General features: G+C 69.0%; 13 protein-coding genes. 11 read left to right on the plus strand and 2 right to left on the minus strand.

Translation table 11 applies throughout. The features are described from left to right. Positions 1–170: 170 nt before the first annotated feature. From ACWGKS_RS07830 to ACWGKS_RS07860, 7 genes are all read left to right on the plus strand, one after another. Positions 171–707 (plus strand): NUDIX hydrolase family protein, encoded by a 537-nt coding sequence (locus ACWGKS_RS07830; protein WP_358505013.1) that lies wholly within the window; start codon positions 171–173, stop codon positions 705–707. Between the two features lie 140 nt (positions 708–847). Beyond that, complete coding sequence (locus ACWGKS_RS07835) at positions 848–1387, plus strand: TetR family transcriptional regulator C-terminal domain-containing protein (RefSeq protein ID WP_358504584.1); 540 nt, start codon at positions 848–850, stop codon at positions 1385–1387. A 28-nt stretch (positions 1388–1415) separates the two neighbouring features. Next, positions 1416–2105 (plus strand): nucleoside/nucleotide kinase family protein, encoded by a 690-nt coding sequence (locus ACWGKS_RS07840; RefSeq protein ID WP_358504581.1) that lies wholly within the window; start codon positions 1416–1418, stop codon positions 2103–2105. A 602-nt stretch (positions 2106–2707) separates the two neighbouring features. After that, positions 2708–4069 (plus strand): MFS transporter, encoded by a 1362-nt coding sequence (locus ACWGKS_RS07845; RefSeq protein WP_358504578.1) that lies wholly within the window; start codon positions 2708–2710, stop codon positions 4067–4069. Between the two features lie 205 nt (positions 4070–4274). Next, on the plus strand, positions 4275–5615 hold the full coding sequence (locus ACWGKS_RS07850; RefSeq protein ID WP_358504575.1) for an FG-GAP repeat domain-containing protein: 1341 nt from the start codon (positions 4275–4277) through the stop codon (positions 5613–5615). A gap of 136 nt (positions 5616–5751) precedes the next feature. Then, a complete protein-coding gene (locus tag ACWGKS_RS07855) occupies positions 5752–9069 on the plus strand; it encodes an NACHT domain-containing protein (protein ID WP_452522122.1) in 3318 nt (1105 codons plus the stop codon). Between the two features lie 264 nt (positions 9070–9333). Then, a complete protein-coding gene (locus ACWGKS_RS07860) occupies positions 9334–11106 on the plus strand; it encodes a sensor histidine kinase (RefSeq protein WP_358509157.1) in 1773 nt (590 codons plus the stop codon). A 123-nt stretch (positions 11107–11229) separates the two neighbouring features. On the opposite strand, the gene ACWGKS_RS07865 is transcribed toward ACWGKS_RS07860, so the two are convergent. Further along, entirely contained in the window at positions 11230–11886 is a 657-nt protein-coding gene (locus tag ACWGKS_RS07865) for a response regulator (protein ID WP_067601144.1), read from the minus strand. A gap of 341 nt (positions 11887–12227) precedes the next feature. Between ACWGKS_RS07865 and ACWGKS_RS07870 the strand changes: the two genes are divergently transcribed. Both ACWGKS_RS07870 and ACWGKS_RS07875 read left to right on the plus strand, forming a co-directional pair. Further along, a complete protein-coding gene (locus tag ACWGKS_RS07870) occupies positions 12228–12791 on the plus strand; it encodes a pyridoxamine 5'-phosphate oxidase family protein (protein WP_358509160.1) in 564 nt (187 codons plus the stop codon). A gap of 249 nt (positions 12792–13040) precedes the next feature. Then, positions 13041–15299 carry a DUF6351 family protein gene (locus ACWGKS_RS07875; protein ID WP_358509162.1) on the plus strand — a complete coding sequence of 753 codons (2259 nt, stop codon included), beginning with the start codon at positions 13041–13043 and terminating at the stop codon, positions 15297–15299. A 61-nt stretch (positions 15300–15360) separates the two neighbouring features. Here the strand turns inward: ACWGKS_RS07875 and ACWGKS_RS07880 are convergent, their stop codons facing one another. Beyond that, complete coding sequence (locus ACWGKS_RS07880) at positions 15361–15915, minus strand: ArsR/SmtB family transcription factor (protein WP_358509165.1); 555 nt, start codon at positions 15913–15915, stop codon at positions 15361–15363. A 75-nt stretch (positions 15916–15990) separates the two neighbouring features. Here ACWGKS_RS07880 and ACWGKS_RS07885 point away from each other — a divergent pair, with 75 nt between their 5' ends. Next, positions 15991–17286: an MFS transporter gene (locus tag ACWGKS_RS07885; RefSeq protein WP_358509168.1), complete on the plus strand. Its 1296-nt coding sequence runs from the start codon at positions 15991–15993 to the stop codon at positions 17284–17286. A gap of 42 nt (positions 17287–17328) precedes the next feature. Continuing rightward, positions 17329–18129 carry a phosphotransferase gene (locus ACWGKS_RS07890; protein WP_358509171.1) on the plus strand — a complete coding sequence of 267 codons (801 nt, stop codon included), beginning with the start codon at positions 17329–17331 and terminating at the stop codon, positions 18127–18129. The last annotated feature ends 4 nt before the right edge of the window (positions 18130–18133 follow it).

The raw sequence follows: 18133 nt of genomic DNA on the forward strand, positions 1-18133 counted from the left end.
GTGCTTTCTCGACTCCCGTGCGGTAAAAGCGGTACTTGGACGCCCATGTGACGGCCGGTGCTCCCGAACCCCTCGGGGCACGGGAGGATGACCGCATCGAGGGACACGACCAGAGCGAAGGGAGGGAGCGGCCCATCGACCGTCCCGAGCGGACGACGGCCGCGCACCCCATGACCGAAACCGCCGACACCCAGCCCGGTTGGTTCTCCTCCGAGGAGTTGGAGGATGTCCGTGGCCGCATGCCCGTGCTCTACGTCCAAGCGGTGCCCGTCCGAGTCGACGAGAGCGGCGAGGTGACACACGTGGGCCTGCTCATGCGGGCCGGCTCCGACGGAAGCTTCAACCGCTCGGTGGTCTCGGGCCGGGTTCTCTACCACGAACGGGTGCGTGACGCGCTCCTGCGCCACCTGGAGAAGGACCTGGGCCCGGTGGCCCTGCCCCGCATCCCCAGTTCCCCGCAGCCGTTCACGGTCGCCGAGTACTTCCCCACCCCCGGGATCACCCCGTTCCACGACCCCCGCCAGCACGCGGTGGCCATGGCCTACGTCGTTCCGGTGAGCGGTGACTGCCAGCCCCGCCAGGACGCCCTGGACCTGGTGTGGTTCACCCCGGACGAGGCCACCAGCCCTCAGGTGCGCGAGGAGATGCAGGGTGGCCAGGGTGTCCTGGTGCGCCAGGCCCTGGCCTTCGTCGGGCACGCCCCCTGACGCTTCGCGGGGCCGCCGATCGCCGGCGGCCCCGCCCCTCCTCGGCTCCGCGCCTGGCGGCACTCGCCAGGGTCCGGACCGGCCTGCACCGGGCCCTATGCTTCCGAAGACGCACCCGGCACACCAGGAGGACGGCGCGGATGGCTCCCGAACGGGTCGACCAAGCGGCACGGCGTGAGGAGATCCGCTCCTCGGCAATCCGGGTGTTGTACCGCGAGGGCCTCGCCGCCACCGGGGGCGAGGACGTGGCCGCCGAGGTCTCGCTCGTGGCCGAACGCACCGCCCACCCGCCGCGCGGCGCACGAGAGCCGCACCGCCCGGCGGTGGAGCGGCTCACCGAACTACTGCGATCGACCCTGGAGTCGTGGGCCGAACAGCCCGACCCCGCCCGGGTCCTGACCGACCTGTGGGCGGCCGAACACACCCCGAGGCCGGCCGGTACCCCGGACATGGACTCCGTGTACCGCGACCACCGGGCCATGCTCACCGAACTGCTGCGCGAAGGCGCCCGGGAGGGTGACCTACGCCCCGGCTCGGGCCCGGCCGAGGCGGCCGTACTCATCGGCGCCATCGAGGGCTGCCTGGTGCGGTGGCTCATCGATCCGTCGGTGCCCTTGGGCGACCTCTGCGCCCCGATCATCGGAGCGTGCCTGTCCGATCTGCGGGCTGATCGGGTGTAGGGCCCCGGTTCGACGTAGGCTGGAGTCCATGCTCGACTCCCTCGTGGCCGACGTCCTCGCCATGGTTCCCCCCACCGGTGGGGAGAACACCCGCCGTACCGTGCTCGGGCTGGCCGGTGCACCGGCCGCCGGCAAGTCCACCCTGGCCCGTTACCTGGTGCACACGGTGAACGAGACCTTGGGCCCGGACACCGCCGGCTACCTGCCCATGGACGGCTACCACCTGTCCAACGCCCGGCTCGAACGGTTGGGCAGGAGCGACCGCAAGGGCGCCCCCGACACCTTCGACGTCCACGGCTACCTGGCGATGCTGCGCCGGTTGCCGGTGGAGACCGACCACCCGGTCTACGTGCCCGACTACGACCGTCGGCTGCACGAACCCGTCGCCGCGCGCCACGTGATCGAACCGCACACCCGGCTGGTGGTGACCGAGGGCAACTACCTGGCCTCCGATCACTCCCCCTGGGATCAGGTTCGGGGATTGTTGGCCGAACTCTGGTACGTGGAGGCCACCGACCTGGTGCGCGAACGCCGACTGCACCGGCGACAGCGGGCGGGCGGCGCCGGAGCGAGCGCCGCCCGGGAGTGGGTGGAACGCAGTGATCGACCCAACGGCGAACTGGTGAAGCGTTTCCGGGACAACTGCACCCGGGTGGTCCGGGTCAGCGGGGTGCCGCGGATCCGTTCGGGGAAGAACCCCCCGACCCGCCGCCGCTGACCCCGCGCCCCGTCAAGCGACCAGGGCCCCGGCCCGCGAGCGGTGGCGGCGAGTCCGGAATAGGCGGCGCCGCTGAGCACCAGGAGTCCTTGTGCTATGGGGTCCTCCTCGGCTCGGAGAGCCGCTTTCCATCCACATGACGAGACGGACTCCGGCGGGCGTGACTTGACTTCCTCCCCGTGGCTGAAGCCGGGGGATTCCGACCCGGCCTGACGGCCGGGTGGCGCTACGCGCCTCGCGGCCGTAGCTGGTTCCTGCTTCACAGACCGGGCAACCCCGAGGTCTCCACAGGCTGGCACCGCATGCCCTGCGGCGCGTGTCCACTTGGCTGTCGTGGACGAAAAGTAGTCTACCGGATACGGAGAGCACCTAACCCCACGGCTGAAGCCGGGGGTCTGCACCGCCAAGAATCGATCATGCCGAGTGGCCCTGATCACCCAGGACGCCAAAAGCCCGAGATGGCAGGGGTTTTCGCGTTCAAGCCTTACCCCCGACATGGACATCGCCCCCCATGCGTCCACATCGCGAGACAAATGTTCCACATAATGTCCACGGGAACTAATATTCAGCCATCAACCCGCACTGACCTGGAAAGAAGTCAAATGACGGACGTCTCCGCAGGGAAACCGTCGCCGCAACGGCCACCGGCCGAGTCGGCGCAACCCCCGACCAACCCCAAGCGGAAGGTCCTCACGGCGAGCCTCGTGGGCACGTCCATCGAGTTCTACGACTTCTACGTCTACGCGACCGCCGCGGTCCTGGTCTTCCCCTACCTGTTCTTCCCCGAGGGCGACATGATGGCGGCCCGCCTGCAGTCGCTGGCGACCTTCGCCATCGCCTTCGTGGCCCGCCCCATCGGTTCCTGGCTCTTCGGTCACTTCGGCGACCGCATCGGACGCAAGACCACCCTCGTGGCGTCCCTGCTGACCATGGGCATCGCCACCGTGGCGATCGGCCTACTGCCCACCTACGCGCAGATCGGCGTGGCCGCGCCCCTGCTGCTGGCGCTGTGCCGGTTCGGTCAGGGACTGGGACTGGGCGGCGAGTGGGGCGGCGCGGCACTGCTGGCCACCGAGAACGCCCCCGCCGGCAAGCGCGGCTTCTATGGCACGTTCCCACAGTTGGGCGCGCCGATCGGGTTCTTTCTGGCCAACGGGGTCTTCCTCATCCTGAGCCAGGCCATGAGCGACGAGGCGTTCCTGGCCTACGGCTGGCGGATCCCCTTCCTGATCTCCATCGTGCTGATCGTCATCGGCCTGTGGGTGCGCCTGACCCTGCACGAGACCCCGGCCTTCGCCAAGATCGTCGCCTCCGGTGAGCGCGTCAAGACCCCCATCGTCGAGCTGTTCCGCAGCAACTGGCCGGCCGTGGTCATCGGCACCCTGATCATGCTGGCGACCTACGTGCTGTTCTACCTGATGACGGTGTTCTCGCTGGGCTTCGGCACCGATCCGGTCACCGGCCTGGGATACGAGCGTTCGCAGTTCCTGGTGTTCCTGCTCATCGGTGTGGTGTTCTTCGGGATCTTCACCCCGATCTCGGGTCTGCTGGCCGACCGCTTCGGTCGCAAACCCACCCTGGTCACGGTCACCGTCGCCATCATCGTGTTCGGTTTCGCCATGGGCCCGCTGCTGGGCAGCGGCAGCACCTTCGGCGTGATGGCCTTCCTGATCATCGGTCTGTCCCTGATGGGTCTGACCTTCGGCCCCATGGCCGCGGTCCTGCCCGAGCTGTTCCCGACCAGGGTCCGCTACACCGGCGCCTCGGCCGCCTACAACCTGGCCAGCCTGCTGGGCGCCTCCTTCGCGCCCTACATCGCGACCTGGCTGGCCGGCACCTTCGGTCTGGCCTGGGTCGGCGGTTATCTGGTCCTGGTCGGGTGCATCACCCTGGGCGCCCTGCTGGTCGGCAGGGAGACCAGTGACGCCGACCTGGACGAGATCTCCGCGAAGGTCACCCGGTAGCGCTTGGAAGGCATCACCCCCACCCGAGCGGGTCGGACGGCATCGCCGCCCGGCCCGCTTCCTCGTGCGCCCGAACGGGACCGACCCACCTTTCGACACCCGGTTCCGTAGGAAACCTGCACCCATCAGTAGGGTTCCGTCAACGGATTTCAATGCCCGCGCGTCGAACCCACACGAGCATCCACTCCATCGAAAGACCTCCCGCATGAAGCAACGGTTCACCCTTCCACCGCTCCTGGCCCTCACCCTGATCGCCGCGGCCGGTTGCGCAAACGCCACCACCGACCTGTCCGACGCCGCCCCCGCCCGGGGAGAAACCGGAATCCTCGTGGACGGACTCCCCCTGCTGCCCGTCCATGGGTATGTGGGCGGTGAGTTCGAGGGCGAACCGTACGTCGGAGCGCTCTTCGGCGGCGAGGGCGGACTCGACGTCGAACGCTCCGTGGTCCTGACCCGATCCGACCTGGAACTGTCCGGGGAACAGGAATACATGCTGGTCATGGACACCGGCGACCTGGACGGAGATGGTCACACCGACCTCATCGTCGACGCACAGGACGGCGGATACCTCGTGTGGGGCGGTCCGGAGGGTCCCGTCGGGCCGGCCGTCCCGCTGCCCTGGCTCTCGGTGGACCACCCCTCGGGTATGAACGCGATCTCCCTGGCCGTGGGCGACATGAACGGTGACGGCGACACCGACGTCGCGGTCCTGGACAGCCTCATGGGCACCCCCACCAACGAATGGGAGAGCACCTTCCACCACGGCCCCTTCGACCGTGAGGGCGCCCCCGCCGCCACCGACGAACTTCCATTGCCGAGCGACGCGGACGACGCGACGATCAGGGCGTTCGACGCCGACGGCGACGCCTACGAGGACCTACTGCTGGTCCGCGGTTCCGACGAGTCGCCCGTATCCCACGTGGTACTGCGTTCGGGTCCGGAGGGCCCCGCCCAGGAGATCGTGGGCGACACCGCGCCCGGACACGAACACGTGGCCGGCGACGTCGACGGCGACGGCGCGACCGACCTGCTCGTCGGGGTGAGCGGGATCCCCAACAACGAGCCCGGCCACGACGACGAACTGCACCCCGGGTACGTGGACACCCACCTCTCCGCCGAGGGCTACCTGGACGCCGATCCGGTACGCGTCGACCGTGACACCGAGGGCGTTCCCGGCGCGGCCGAGGACGGCGACGGGTTCGGCAACGGGTTGTTGGTCGGCGACGTCGACGGCGACGGTGTCGATGACGTCGTCGCCATGACCGGACCGTTCCACGGCTACTCCGAGGCCACCCTGCTCCTGGGCGGAGCCGAGGGACCGACCGGTGAGGGCGCGGTCACCGTGCCGGTGCCCTCCTCCGACCTGGGTTACCTGCGCCACCACTCGCTGGCCGACTACGACGGTGACGGGCACGCCGACCTGGTGCTGAGCACCGCCGAACAGTCCATGTACCGCACGGCCGACGACGAGTACGCCGTGTTCCTGGGCGGGCCCGACGGATTCGCCGACGAACCGGACACGGTCTTCACCACCGAAGGGCTGTAGGGAGGACGAGGCCCGCCCGCACGGAGCGGGCGGGCCCGAGGGACCGGGCCGGTTCGGGCTGTGGAAAACCCACCGAACCGGCCCTTCTCGTTCTAATCTGGAGGGACCCCCTGTCCCCTCCCCCTCCGGAGCGTTCGTGTTCGAAGCCGCGCTGAAACTGGGCGTGTCGGTCGTCAAGGCCGCCTGTGGGATCTGGATCGGCAACCCGCTCGCCGAGAGCGCCGCGACCACCGTGGCCGACCTCGTGCAGGAGAAGGTCACCGGAAGCCGTGAGCGGCGCAGACTCAAGCGCCGCTTCGACGAGATCGAGGAGAGCGTCGCAGAACGGGTGCTCGGCTACCTCGATCACGAGTTCCGCGGACTGGCCGAGAACGAACGCGAGGCGGCGGTGCTCGCCGTGGCCGACACCTTCGACAAGGCCGGGCTGACCGACCGCACCCTGTTCGAGCAGGACCTGGATCCGCTGTACCTGGAGCGGTACCTGCGCGCCAAAGCGCCACGGGCGACCCGGGACCTGAGTCAGGCGGCGGTGGCCCTATACGACCGGGTGCTGCCGGAGTCGTGCGCGTACGTGATGGCGACCCTGTCGGCGCTGCCACGGTTCCAGACGGGTGCGTTCACCGAGTTGTTGCGGCGGGAGACGCTGCTCCTGGGCAAGGTCGAGGAACTCCTGGACCGGGTGCCGAGGCAGGAGGAACTCGCCGGACGCGAGCGTGACGAGGACGCGGCTTTCCTGACCGCCTACCGCCGCAAGGCGGCGGAGCGGTGGGACGTGCTGGAGCTGTTCGGCACCGAAGCGGGAACGAGGAGATATCCGCTGAGCACGGCGTATCTGAGCCTGCGGGTGTCCGGTGAGTGGCGGGAGAGGGAGCTCGACCTCTTCGATCATGACTCTCCCTACCCGACCGGTGATCTTCGTGTGGAGCAGGTCCTGGCCCTGCACCGGCGCACCTTCCTGCGCGGTCCGGCGGGTTCGGGCAAGACCACCCTGCTCCGTTGGGTGGGTGTGCGGGCCGGACAGGGAGACTTCCCCGAGACGATGGCCTCCTGGACCGGGTCGGTGCCCTTCCTGGTTCCGCTGCGCGAGTACGTGGACCGCGACCTGCCCGAGCCCGCCGACTTCGTCCGGCACACCGGCCGTCACCTGGCCGATCAGGCCCCTGCGGGTTGGGCCACCACGGTGATGTCCCAGGGCCGGGGCATCGTTCTGCTTGACGGGGTGGACGAACTTCCACAGAGCCAGCGTGAGGCCGCCCGCCGTTGGCTGCGTGGCCTGCTCACCGATTTTCCCAACTGCCGTTACGTGGTCACCACCAGGCCCGGTGCGGCCTCGGAGTCCTGGTTGGACACGGAGGGGTTCACCGCCGCCGAGCTCCAACCACTCGGTGAGGAGGACGTACGGGCCTTCATCCACCATTGGCACGAAGCGGTACGCGGTGAGGTCACCGAAGAGACCGAACGCGCGGTGCTGACCCGGCACGAAGCCGAACTCACTCGGAAGGTGCTGGGCCAACGCCACTTGAGATCCATCGCCTCCACACCGTTGCTCTGCGCCCTATTGTGCGCGCTGCACCGGGATCGGCACACGTCCCTGCCACGGGATCGGATGGAGGTGTACGAGGCGGCGCTGGCCATGCTGCTCAAGGAGCGCGACCACCAGCGCGGGGTCCCGGGCGTGGACCTCTCGCGCCGGGAGTTGGTGCTCCTGCTGCAGGAGCTGGCCAAGTGGCTGATCCTCAACGGCAGTTCGGACGCCCCGATCACCACCGCCAAGCGTCAGGTCGGCAGGCTCCTGGCCGCGATGCACCACATCGAAGAGGGCCCGGAGGAGGTCTTCACGCATCTGAGGGTGCGCAGCGGGCTGCTCCAGTGCCCGACCGTCGACCGGGTGAGCTTCCTGCACCGCACCTTCGAGGAGTACCTGGCGGCCAAGGCCCTGGTGGAGGAGGACAGTCTCCCGCTGTTGGTCAAGCACGCCCACGACGACCAGTGGCACGAGGTCGTGGTCATGGCCGCCGGACACGCCACCCCGGCCCAGCGCGAGGAACTGGTCACCGGGCTACTGGAACGCGCGGACCAGGTCAAGAAACACCACGACCGGCTACTGCTGGTGGCGTTCGCCTGCCTGGAGACCTCACCTCAACTCGCCGAACGGCTCCACTCGGAGGTGACCGAGAGGGTTCAGCGCATCCTCCCGCCGAGAACCAAGGAACACGTGCACGCACTGAGTCTGGTGGGCGAGGCCGCTCTGCCGCTCCTGGCCCGTACCCCACCGACCAACGCGCGAGAGGCCGCCAAGTCGATCAGGGCGGCGTCCCATATCGGCGGGCCCGGATCATATTCCGTCATCGAACAGGCTCTACCTTTCCGCGGCAGGGACACGTTCTTCGCGGTGGACGAAGCATGGGAGCGCGACCCCTCAGTAGAGCTCGCCGAAGTGCTCTTGGTCGACACCCTCACCACCTATACCTACGCCTTCCCCATCTGGGCCGAACACCTCGATCTCATCGCCTCCCACAATGAAATCGAAGCGATCCGATCACTTGTCTTGAGGGGTCGTGCGAACGACTCCGTCAAGACGTTGTCGAGGATATCCCGATTGGTCTCGCTCATCCTGAGCCCGGATTCGTCTGACGAGCAGTGGAACATCGATCTGGAACCACTACGCGGAATGCCCTCGCTGCGTCTCCTGATGTGCCTCGGCCTCACCTTCACCCCCAGCATCGCACCCCTCATCGACAGTCCTCTCGAGCAAATCGTGCTTTCGCACCCTGCCCTCACCGATGACCTGGGACTCCTCAGCGAGATGGTGACCCTGGAAGAGATGGGGTTCGGGTACGGGCTCCCGCGCGAGCCGCTCCGAGACCTCCTTCCGGTGGATCGCCTGAGCGAATTCTCGATCCGGCATGACAAGACAATTTCCGATCTGAACTACCTTGCGACCGTTCCGGATTCGATGGAGAAGGTCCGATTGTTGAGCTGTCCGGAACTCAAGGACATCGAAGGGATCGCTAGTCAGAGCGAATCTCTGTCCCATTTCTTCTACTACGGAGAGGTGAACCCGGAACTGGATCTGACTCCGCTGAGGGAACTTCCACTGCTCGAGGATCTGGAGCTGAGCGAAGCCTTGGCGACCACCCCGGCATCGGCGAAGGTACTCGCGTCGCTACCGGCGGTACGTCGTCTGGAACTGATTCATGGTGCGGCGACCATGCGCCCACCCATGTGGCTTCGGGACATGCCGCGCCTACGAACATTGTTGGTACGTGGACCAGGTCCGGTGGACCTGACCGACCTGGCCGGGGCCACCGACCTCACCATCGAGGTCGCCGGGTTCGGGCGCCGGAAGGTCATCGGGGCCGAATCCCTCGGCCCCGGGTCTCAAGTGGTACGCGAACGTCCACCAGCATTGCTCCGAGATTCTCAGCGGAAGAGACCGAAGCGCTCTCGGTAAGGCCGGCCACCTGTCGACGGAGCACTGAGCAGGTGAAGTCCGGCGGGAAAGGGACATGGGTGGGACCGCCGTGAAGAATGGTCCAAAGACCCCTTTACCGGAGGCCTTCGGCACTTGCGTGCGACGGAGTGACAGCTCGGGAAAGTAGCCGGTCAGGGTGGGTGACTTGAGGCACGTCGTAGTTCGTGGGGGCGAGTCGAACCCGTACAGAACGCCCATAGACTCGGTTGTGGAACCTTTGGACAGCAGCCGGAAAGAGTCCCCATGAGTGAGACAGACGGCGACCACTTCGATCCTCACGAACACGACCGGCTGTCCCTGCCCCAGGTTCGGTTGGACGACCTGCTCGACGAGGTCCGGTCCCGATTGACCGAGATCTCCCGCAAACAGGAACGCGTCCACACCCTCCTGGAAGCGGTCATCTCCATCGGTGAGGGCCTCGAACTGGACCCCCTCCTGCTGCGGATCGCCGAGACCGCCACCGGACTGGTGAACGCGCGCTACGGAGCCCTGGGGGTGATCGGTCCCGACGGGAACATGAGTCGGTTCATCCCGGTGGGTCTGGAACCCCACGAGATCTCCTCCATCGACCACTGGCCCCGGGGCGAGGGCATCCTCGGGCTGCTCATCAAGGAACCCGAGCCGTTGCGGCTCAAAGAGGTGAGCGACCACCCCGAGTCGCGGGGGTTCCCCGAGGGGCACCCGCCGATGCACACCTTCCTGGGGGTGCCGATCCGCATCCGCGACAAGGTGTTCGGCAACCTCTACATGACCGACAAGCACGACGGTACGGAGTTCACCGGCGACGACGAACTCCTGATGCGCGCCCTGGCGACGGCCGCGGGCACCGCGATCGAGAACGCCCAACTGTTCGCGCAGACCCAGAGCCGTGAGACCTGGCTGGACGCCTCCGGGCAGATCACCACCCGGTTGCTGTCCGGGGCCGCACCCGAGGAGGTATTGCGCCTGGTGGCGCGCCGGGCCCGGGTGATGGCGCACTCCGACATCGCGATCATCGCCATGCCCGGCGAGGACCCCGAGACCCTCACGGTGCGGGTGTGGGACGGCCCCGAGGACCAGTGCGAGTCCTTGGCGGCGGGGGCGCGCGGGGCGACCCTGACCCGGGCCGAGGACACCCTGCTGGGCCGGGTCTACCTGAGCGGCACCCCACTTCAGACGGACGTGTCCGAGTTCGAGCACCTCGGGGTCGGCTTCCTCACCCGGATGGGGGTCGGTCCCGTGCTGGTGCTGCCGTTCGGTCCGCCCGACGGGGCCCGAGGTGTGCTGGTGCTGGCCCGGGACCGCGGCCGAGAGGACTTCCAGGACAGCTGGTCGAACATGTTGTCGTCGTTCACGAACCAGGCGGCGGTCGCCCTGGAGTTGGCCGAGGCCCGCCTGGACTCGGAACGGTTGAGCGTGCTGGAGGATCGGGACCGGATCGCCCGCGACCTGCACGACACCGTCATCCAGCGGCTGTACGCCACCGCCATCACGTTGATGGGCACGGTGCGACGGATCGACGACGCGACCTCCTCCAAGCGGGTGCAGGGCGCGGTGGACGACCTGGACGACACCATCCGACAGATCCGGTCGACCATCTTCGCCCTACAGAGTTCGGGTGAGGACGACTCCTCGTGGTTGCGTTCGCGGGTGCTGGAGTTGGTCAACGCCTCCGCTGAGACGTTGGGCTTCGCGCCCAGGCTGCTCACCCAGGGCCCGGTGGACAACGCCGTGGACGAGCGGGTGGGCGAGCACCTGATCCCGGTGCTGCGTGAGCTGCTGTCCAACGTGGCCCGGCACTCGGGGGCGACCTCGGTGGACGTGGAGCTGTCGGTGGACAACGGTGAGGTCGTGTTGCGGGTGTCCGACAACGGCCGTGGCGTCCCCGAGGGAGTGGCGCGCAGCGGGTTGCGCAACCTGGCCTCGCGCGCCGAGGAGTTGGGCGGTGCGATGGCGGTGGCCTCCGGCCCCGGCGAGGGCACGGTGGTGGAGTGGTCCGCGCCCGTCCAGCGTGAGGGACAGACCCTGGAAGGTTGATCGGGCCCGGCGGTCGGATCCGAGGCGTTTCGAAATCCCGTTGCCTCGACAACCCCTGAGAGCGGACAAGGAGCCGGGCCCGCCCCCTTCGGGAGGCCCGACTCCTTGTCCGTTCCGCACGGCTCAGGCGCTCTGGTCCATGGACAGACGCACCGCGTAGGCCGCCGCCTGGGTACGGCGGGCCATGCCGAGCTTGGCCAGGACTCGGGACACGTAGTTCTTCACGGTCTTCTCCGCCAGGTACATCCTGGCGCCGATCTCCCGGTTGGTGAGTCCCTCACCGATGAGCTCCAGGACACGGCGTTCCTGTTCGGTGAGCTCGCTGAGCGGGTCCTTGCGGCCGGCCTCGTCGCGCAATCGCTTGAGCATGCGCGCGGTCGACTCCGGGTCCAGCAGGGATCGCCCCTGGGCGACCGTGCGGACGGCGCCGACGAGGTCGGTTCCGTGGATCTGTTTGAGGATGTAGCCGGCGGCACCCGCCATGACCGCCCCGTAGAGGGCCTCATCGTCGGAGTAGGACGTGAGCATGAGCATGTGGGTGTCGGGAAGCATCGACCGGATCTCCCGGCAGACGGTGACACCATCACCGTCGGGGAGTCGAACGTCGAGTACGACCACGTCGGGTCGGAGCGCGGGCACCCTGGCCAGGGCCTGCGCGGCGGTACCGGCCTCGCCGACCACCTCGATGCCCTCCTCGTCGTCGAGGAGTGACCCCACGCCTCTCCGGACGATCTCGTGGTCGTCGACCAGGAACACCCGGATCGATCTGTCGCCGCCCATCAGGTGCGCACCTCCATAGCACTGGTGACCTGAGGCGGCAGCGCCGCCTTGGGTTGTGGGCCTTCGCCGCCCGTTGTGGCGCACCGTCGGGCGGTTGCGAGCCGTGTGTTCGCCCTCGGTCCGAAGGCTCGGACCAGGTGTTACCACCCTATCCGGGTGTGTTCGCCACCAGAGGGGGCGAACGTCCCTTCCCGTTTGAGTCCTGTGTCCCGACGGGTAATGCGCGAACGAGGACCTTCGCCGTGGATCAGGGGGATCCCGGCCCCTTTTCCGGTGTTCGTGGACGGACGACGATGAAGAGGGCGGATGCACGGAAGGTACCGGATTTCGGGGGGCTTGTGGTGGTTGGAACAAGCGACGCCGGGGCGTCCAGGAGCGGGCGGGACACGGGACCCGGATCGCCACCGGAACAGCGCACGGCGTCGGAGGAGTTCGCGGGCACCGAACGTCTACACGAGGGCGAGCGGCGATCGCTGGGCGCGGACCTGTCCACCGGCGGGCAGGTCTCGTTCACCGTCCTGGAGCGTCAGACCTGTCTGAACCTGTTGGCCACACGGGACATCGGGCGGGTGGCCTTCACCATCGACGGGGACGCCGCGCCGACGGTGCTGCCCGTCAACTACGCGCTGCTCAACGACACGATCGTGTTCCGCTCGACGTTGGCCGGCTCCATCATGCGTTACGCGCGCGGGTACGCGGCCTTCCAGGTCGACCACCTCGACGAGGAACGCCGTGAGGGGTGGAGCGTGCTGTGTTCGGGGCGTTGCCGGTGGGTCCGTGACGACGGGGAGTTGGAACGCGTCCCGCAGGGCCGTATGCCGCGACCATGGGCGGCCGGCCCGCGGGACCAGGTCCTGAAGATCGTCCCGGCCCGGATCAGCGGTCGGGAGATCCAGCGGGCCTGATCCCGCGAACACGCACATGGACCGGGTGTCCGGATCAGGAAGGATCCGAACACCCGGCCTTTTTGTTCGTTCTGTCGTCTTTCCGGGTATCGATGGCGGCATGGGAATGCAAAGCCGGTTCCCGACACGGTGCGTCCCCCCTTCGCGGGGACGTGGCGCGGAGAGCATGCCGGCATGTGCCATCGACCGGTTCGTTCCTCTTCGGCCCCCGACCCTCGCCGCCGCCCCTCCATGTCCGGGGGCGCCGTGATGAGGACGACCTGGCGACGAGTGGCCCTGGGCGCGGGTGCGGCCGGTGTCGCGACGTTGTTCTCCGTCTCGGGCGCCGCGGTGCCCGAACACGCCACCGCGCTGAACACTCCCCCTTCGGCGGCGCCGTTGGAGCCCCTTTCGCGGACCGCCGAGGACGGGCTCGCCGTCGAGGTGCTGTCCTCTCGGCCCGACACCGTCATGGGCGAGACGGTACTGGTCCGAGTGACGCCGCCGGCCCCCCACCAACCCCACCGGGTGCGGCTGGAATCGAATGGCGATGACGTCACCGAGGCGCTGCGGCGGGTGCTTCTACCCGGGGTGGGCCCGGTGTTGGAGGGGACGGTCTCGAACCTGTCCGAGGGGACCAACTCACTGGTGGCCTCGATCGAGGCCGCGGAGGAGGAGACGACCCGGGAGGGCGGCTCCGCGCCCGAACCGGTGGAGCTGATCGTGACCGCCCACCCGTTGTCGGGGCCGGTGTTCTCCGGGCCGCACCAGGAACCGTTCGTGTGTCGGACCGAGGACTTCGACCTGGCCTGGGGCGGGACGCTGGGCGCCGCCCTGGACGAGGACTGCTCGGTCACCACCCGTGTGGGGTACGTGTACCGATCCACCGACGAGGAGTTCAAGGCGTTGCCGGACCGGGACCGGCTGCCCACCGACGTGGCCACCACGACCACCTCCACCGGGGCGGAGGTGCCCTACACCGTGCGGGTGGAGACCGGGACGGCCAACCGTTCGGTATACGAGACGGCCCTACTGCATGATCCCCGCGACCCCGAACCCGACCCGTGGACCTCCCCCGAAGGTTGGAATCGGCGCCTGGTGTACAAGTTCGGCGGTGGCTGCCCGGGCGGTTGGTACACGCAGGGCGACCACACCGCCGGGGTGGTGGACCACGGCATGCTCTCCCAGGGGTACGCGGTGGCCTCGGCGTCCTTGAACGTGTTCGGCAACAACTGCAACGACCTCCTCGCCGCCGAGACCATGGCGGCCACCAAGGAACGTTTCACCCTCGCCTACGGCTCCCCCGACCACACCCTGGGCTGGGGGTCCTCCGGGGGTTCGTACCAGGCCCACCAGATCACCGACAACCAGCCCGGGCTGCTGGACGGGATTTTGGTCTCGCAGAGCTACCCGGACGTGGGTTTCGCGACCACTCCGGCGGCGACCGACGCGCTGTTGCTGCGTTCCTACGCCGAGAGGCACCCCGAGGCGCTCACCCCCGATCAGGTGGGCGAGGTCTCCGGGTTCGGTGGCCCCGAGGGGGTGACGGCGATGGCCGGCGCGGCGTCGCGGATCGATCCGCGGGGCGTGTGCCCGGACTCACTGCCCGAATCCGAGCGCTACCACCCCGAGGACAACCCCGACGGGGCGCGCTGCGACCTGTACTCGCACACCGTCAACGTCTACGGGACCGATCCCGGCACCGGGCTGCCCCGGCGGCCGTTGGACAACGTCGGTGTCCAGTACGGTCTGTCTGCGCTGATGGCCGGGGACATCGACGTGGACGCGTTCTTGCACCTGAACGAGCACATCGGTGGACTCGACGCGGACGGTCAGGTGGTGGCCGAACGTACCGAGGGCGACCCGGAGGCCATCGCGGCGGCCTACGACAGCGGCCGGTTGTTGCACGGGGGCGGCGGGCTGGCCGACGTCCCCGTGGTGGACCACCGCCCCTACCAGGACGACACACCGGGCGGTGACATCCACATGCGCTACCACTCCTTCTCCACCCGGGAGCGGTTGGTCCAGGCCAACGGCACCGACGCCAACCACGTGATGCTGGTCGAGCCCTACCGGTCGGGGGTCTTCGACTCATCGAGCCCGGTCGCCGGGCGCGCACTGAGGGAGCTGGACTCCTGGGTGAGCGCGGCCGCCGACGACGCGCGGGTGCGCCCGCGCTCCACCCCGATCGAGCGGGTGGAGCGCACCCGCCCGGACTGGCTGACCGATTCCTGTTGGATCGGGGGCGAGCGTGTGGTCGCGCCCCAACTGCCCCTGCCGGCCGGTCAGGGCGACCGGTGCGCGGACGCCTTCCCCGTGCACGGTTCGCCGCGGACGGTGGCGGGCGGCCCGCTCGCTTCGGACGTGGTCAAGTGCCGGCTCACCCCCTTCGACGAGAGTGAGCATCCGGTGGAGTTCGACGACGAACAGGCCGAACGAGCCCGGGAGGTCTTCGCGGAAGGGGTGTGCGACTGGTCGCGTCCGGGGGTGGATCAGCGACCGCCGAAGGGGCCCTGGCAGTTCTTCTGAGCCCGCCACGACCGTGCCCGGGGCCGGCGGAGCCGACGAGGCCGAACGGATGACCGCGGGGTCAGTCCGCGGGGCGGTGTAGGACGAAGATGCCGCCGTAGGCGGGCTGGTCGAGGCGTTCCTCGTCGGTGGCCACGTATTCGTCCAGAATGGCCAGGATTCGCCGGTCCAGTTCCTGGAGCCCGTCGTCGCTCAGGTGCAGGACGAAGCGGGCGTAGGTGCGCAGCGACTCGGGCCCGGCCTGGGCGAGTTCGTCTTGGAAGGCCTGGACCGGCGCGGCCCGCGCGATCGGTTCCTCGTCCGCGAGCGGACCGTCCAGCCACCAGGTCACGGCGGTGGCACGGTAGGGCTTCTCCAGGGCTCCCCCACTGCCGGTGCGGACCGGGGCGGCCGTCAGGAGCCCCGCCTCCACCAACTGCCGGACGTGGTAGAGGACCGTGCCGGGTGAGGTCTCCAGGCGGTCGGCGAGCTCCTTGTTGGTGAGTTCGCGCAATCGGCACTCGCGGAGGATGCGCAGGCGCAGGGGGTGCCCGAGGGCCTTGGCCTCCTGGGCGGTGGCGGGGCGGCGCTTGCCCGGCTCGAACGCGGCGGGCGGGGCCGGCTCCGACTCACTCATGTGGGCAACGCTACCGGGTCGATAGATTGAAGCCAATCGATTGAGTTTTATCAATCGATCTGTCATCGTCGATCCATGGCCGAGAACGACGGGCACACGCCCTCCACCCCTCCGTCCGGCACCACCACGACCGCCCCCGGACCACTGGGCGGCCCCTACTGGCGGCTATGGACCTCCTCAGGGCTGTCCAACCTCGCCGACGGCGCCCTCAAGGCCGCCCTGCCCCTGGTGGCCCTGCGCCTGACCGACTCACCCCTACTGATCGCCGGAGTGGCCACCGCGCTGAGCCTGCCCTGGTTACTCTTCGCGTTACCCTCCGGTGTCCTGGCCGACCGGCTCGACCGCCGAGTGGCCATGGTCGGCGCCAACGTCGTGCGCGCCGCCCTCCTCGTGCTGCTGGTGCTCTCCCTGTCCCTGGGGTTCGGTTCGATCTGGCTGCTGTACGCGTTCGCCTTCGCCATCGGGGTCACCGAGACCCTCTACGACACCTCCGCCCAGTCGATCCTTCCGCAGATCGTCCCCCGGAGCAGTCTGTCCCGGGCCAACGGCCGCCTGTACGCGGCGGAACTGACCGGGCAGGAGTTCATCGGCCCGCCACTCGGCAGCGCCCTGGTGGCGGTCGGTGTCGCCTTGGCCTTCGTCACCCCGGCGGCGCTGTGGGCCGCCGCCGTGGGAATGTTGCTGCTGGTCAAGGGCCGATTCCGGGTGAAGAGGACCGGGCCGGCCACCACCATGCGCACCGAGATCGCCGAAGGAGTGCGGTTCCTATGGGGCAATCGACTGCTGCGCCGGTTCGCCCTCATGGTCGGGGCGTCCAACTTCGCCACCCAGGCGGCCTTCGCGGTGTTCGTGCTCTACGCGGTGGGCCCCGGTTCGCACCTGGGGTTGCACGAGGCCGCGTTCGGCCTGCTGCTGATCTCCACCGCCGTGGGCAGCCTGATCGGGTCCTTCCTGGTCGAGTGGGCCGAACGGTGGTGCGGGCGCACCTGGGCGCTACGCGTCTCCGTGGTCGGGTTCGCCCTGCTGCTCGGGGTACCCGGGCTGAGCACGAACCTGTGGGTGGTGACGGCGGGCCTGTGCGCGGGCGGTGTCGCCATCATGGTCTGGAACGTGATCGTGGTGTCGCTACGCCAGCGGTTGACCCCCGACCACCTTCTCGGCCGGGTGAACAGCGTCTTCCGGCTGCTGGCCTGGGGCACCATGCCGCTGGGCGCGGCCACCGGCGGAGTACTCGCCTCCCTCATGGGGCTCAGGCCGATGTACCTGCTGCTGGGCGGGTCGATGTTGCTGCTGTTGCTGCCGTTGATCCGGCTGAGCGACGCGCGCTTCGACGCCGCCGAAGCCGAGGCCCTCGCCCGGGAAGCCCGCTGAATTCGATGGACCATGGGCGCTAGCCCGGTCAGGATGGGGCGCATGAGTTCCACCGAACCCGCCCCGGACGACGTCGAGGTGTTGGAGGGCGGCAACGTCGCCGAGAGCGTGCTGCGCGTGGGCGCCACGGTGCGCAAGCCGTGGCTGCCCTCCTCCCCCGCCGTCACCGAACTCCTGCGTCACCTGAACCGGCACGGCTATCCGGCCGCACCCGCCACGCACGGGCGGCACCCGGAGGGTTCCCAGTGTCTGGAGTACGTGCCCGGGACCCTGGCCGACCGGATGGCGCCGATGTCCACGGCCGGGCTGCGGCGGGTGGGCGCGCTGATCCGGCGCCTGCACGACCTGACCACCGACTTCATCCCGCGAGGCGAACCCGTGTGGGGATCGGTCTTCCCGCCGGAGGAGGGCGAGGTCATCTGCCACTACGACCTGGCCCCGTGGAACCTGGTCGTCGGCGGGCGGGACACCGGGAACGCGGAGCCTCACTGGTGCTTCATCGACTGGGACGGCGCCGCCCCGGGTACCCGGATGGGCGATCTGGGCTACGCGGCGCACGGGTTCGCACCCCTGCACGCCGGCGGTGATCCCGACATCGACGGCCGGCGTCTGCGGGCGCTGGCCGACGGCTACGGCTGCGACCTCGAACAGCGCGCGGCGCTGCCCTGGGCCGCGCTGCACCGGGTGCGCGGCATGTTCGAACTGCTGGAGGAGGGCGCGCGGACCGGGACACAACCCTGGGCGCGGTTGCACGCCGAGGGCCACGCCGACCACTGGGGCCCGGCCGCCGACCACATCGAACACCACGCGGACCTATGGGCGCGGATGCTCACCGCGCCCTGACGGC

The sequence above is a fragment of the Nocardiopsis sp. NPDC055879 genome, from assembly GCF_053615935.1.

What these genes read in the sequence shown, in the direction of transcription:
- ACWGKS_RS07865 (WP_067601144.1), bottom strand. Translation starts at nt 11,886, where the DNA reads ATGGGCGGCGACAGATCGATCCGGGTGTTCCTGGTCGACGACCACGAG.
- ACWGKS_RS07860 (WP_358509157.1), top strand. Translation starts at nt 9,334, where the DNA reads ATGAGTGAGACAGACGGCGACCACTTCGATCCTCACGAACACGACCGG.
- ACWGKS_RS07830 (WP_358505013.1), top strand. Translation starts at nt 171, where the DNA reads ATGACCGAAACCGCCGACACCCAGCCCGGTTGGTTCTCCTCCGAGGAG.
- ACWGKS_RS07850 (WP_358504575.1), top strand. Translation starts at nt 4,275, where the DNA reads ATGAAGCAACGGTTCACCCTTCCACCGCTCCTGGCCCTCACCCTGATC.
- ACWGKS_RS07840 (WP_358504581.1), top strand. Translation starts at nt 1,416, where the DNA reads ATGCTCGACTCCCTCGTGGCCGACGTCCTCGCCATGGTTCCCCCCACC.
- ACWGKS_RS07885 (WP_358509168.1), top strand. Translation starts at nt 15,991, where the DNA reads ATGGCCGAGAACGACGGGCACACGCCCTCCACCCCTCCGTCCGGCACC.
- ACWGKS_RS07890 (WP_358509171.1), top strand. Translation starts at nt 17,329, where the DNA reads ATGAGTTCCACCGAACCCGCCCCGGACGACGTCGAGGTGTTGGAGGGC.
- ACWGKS_RS07875 (WP_358509162.1), top strand. Translation starts at nt 13,041, where the DNA reads ATGAGGACGACCTGGCGACGAGTGGCCCTGGGCGCGGGTGCGGCCGGT.
- ACWGKS_RS07880 (WP_358509165.1), bottom strand. Translation starts at nt 15,915, where the DNA reads ATGAGTGAGTCGGAGCCGGCCCCGCCCGCCGCGTTCGAGCCGGGCAAG.
- ACWGKS_RS07835 (WP_358504584.1), top strand. Translation starts at nt 848, where the DNA reads ATGGCTCCCGAACGGGTCGACCAAGCGGCACGGCGTGAGGAGATCCGC.
- ACWGKS_RS07845 (WP_358504578.1), top strand. Translation starts at nt 2,708, where the DNA reads ATGACGGACGTCTCCGCAGGGAAACCGTCGCCGCAACGGCCACCGGCC.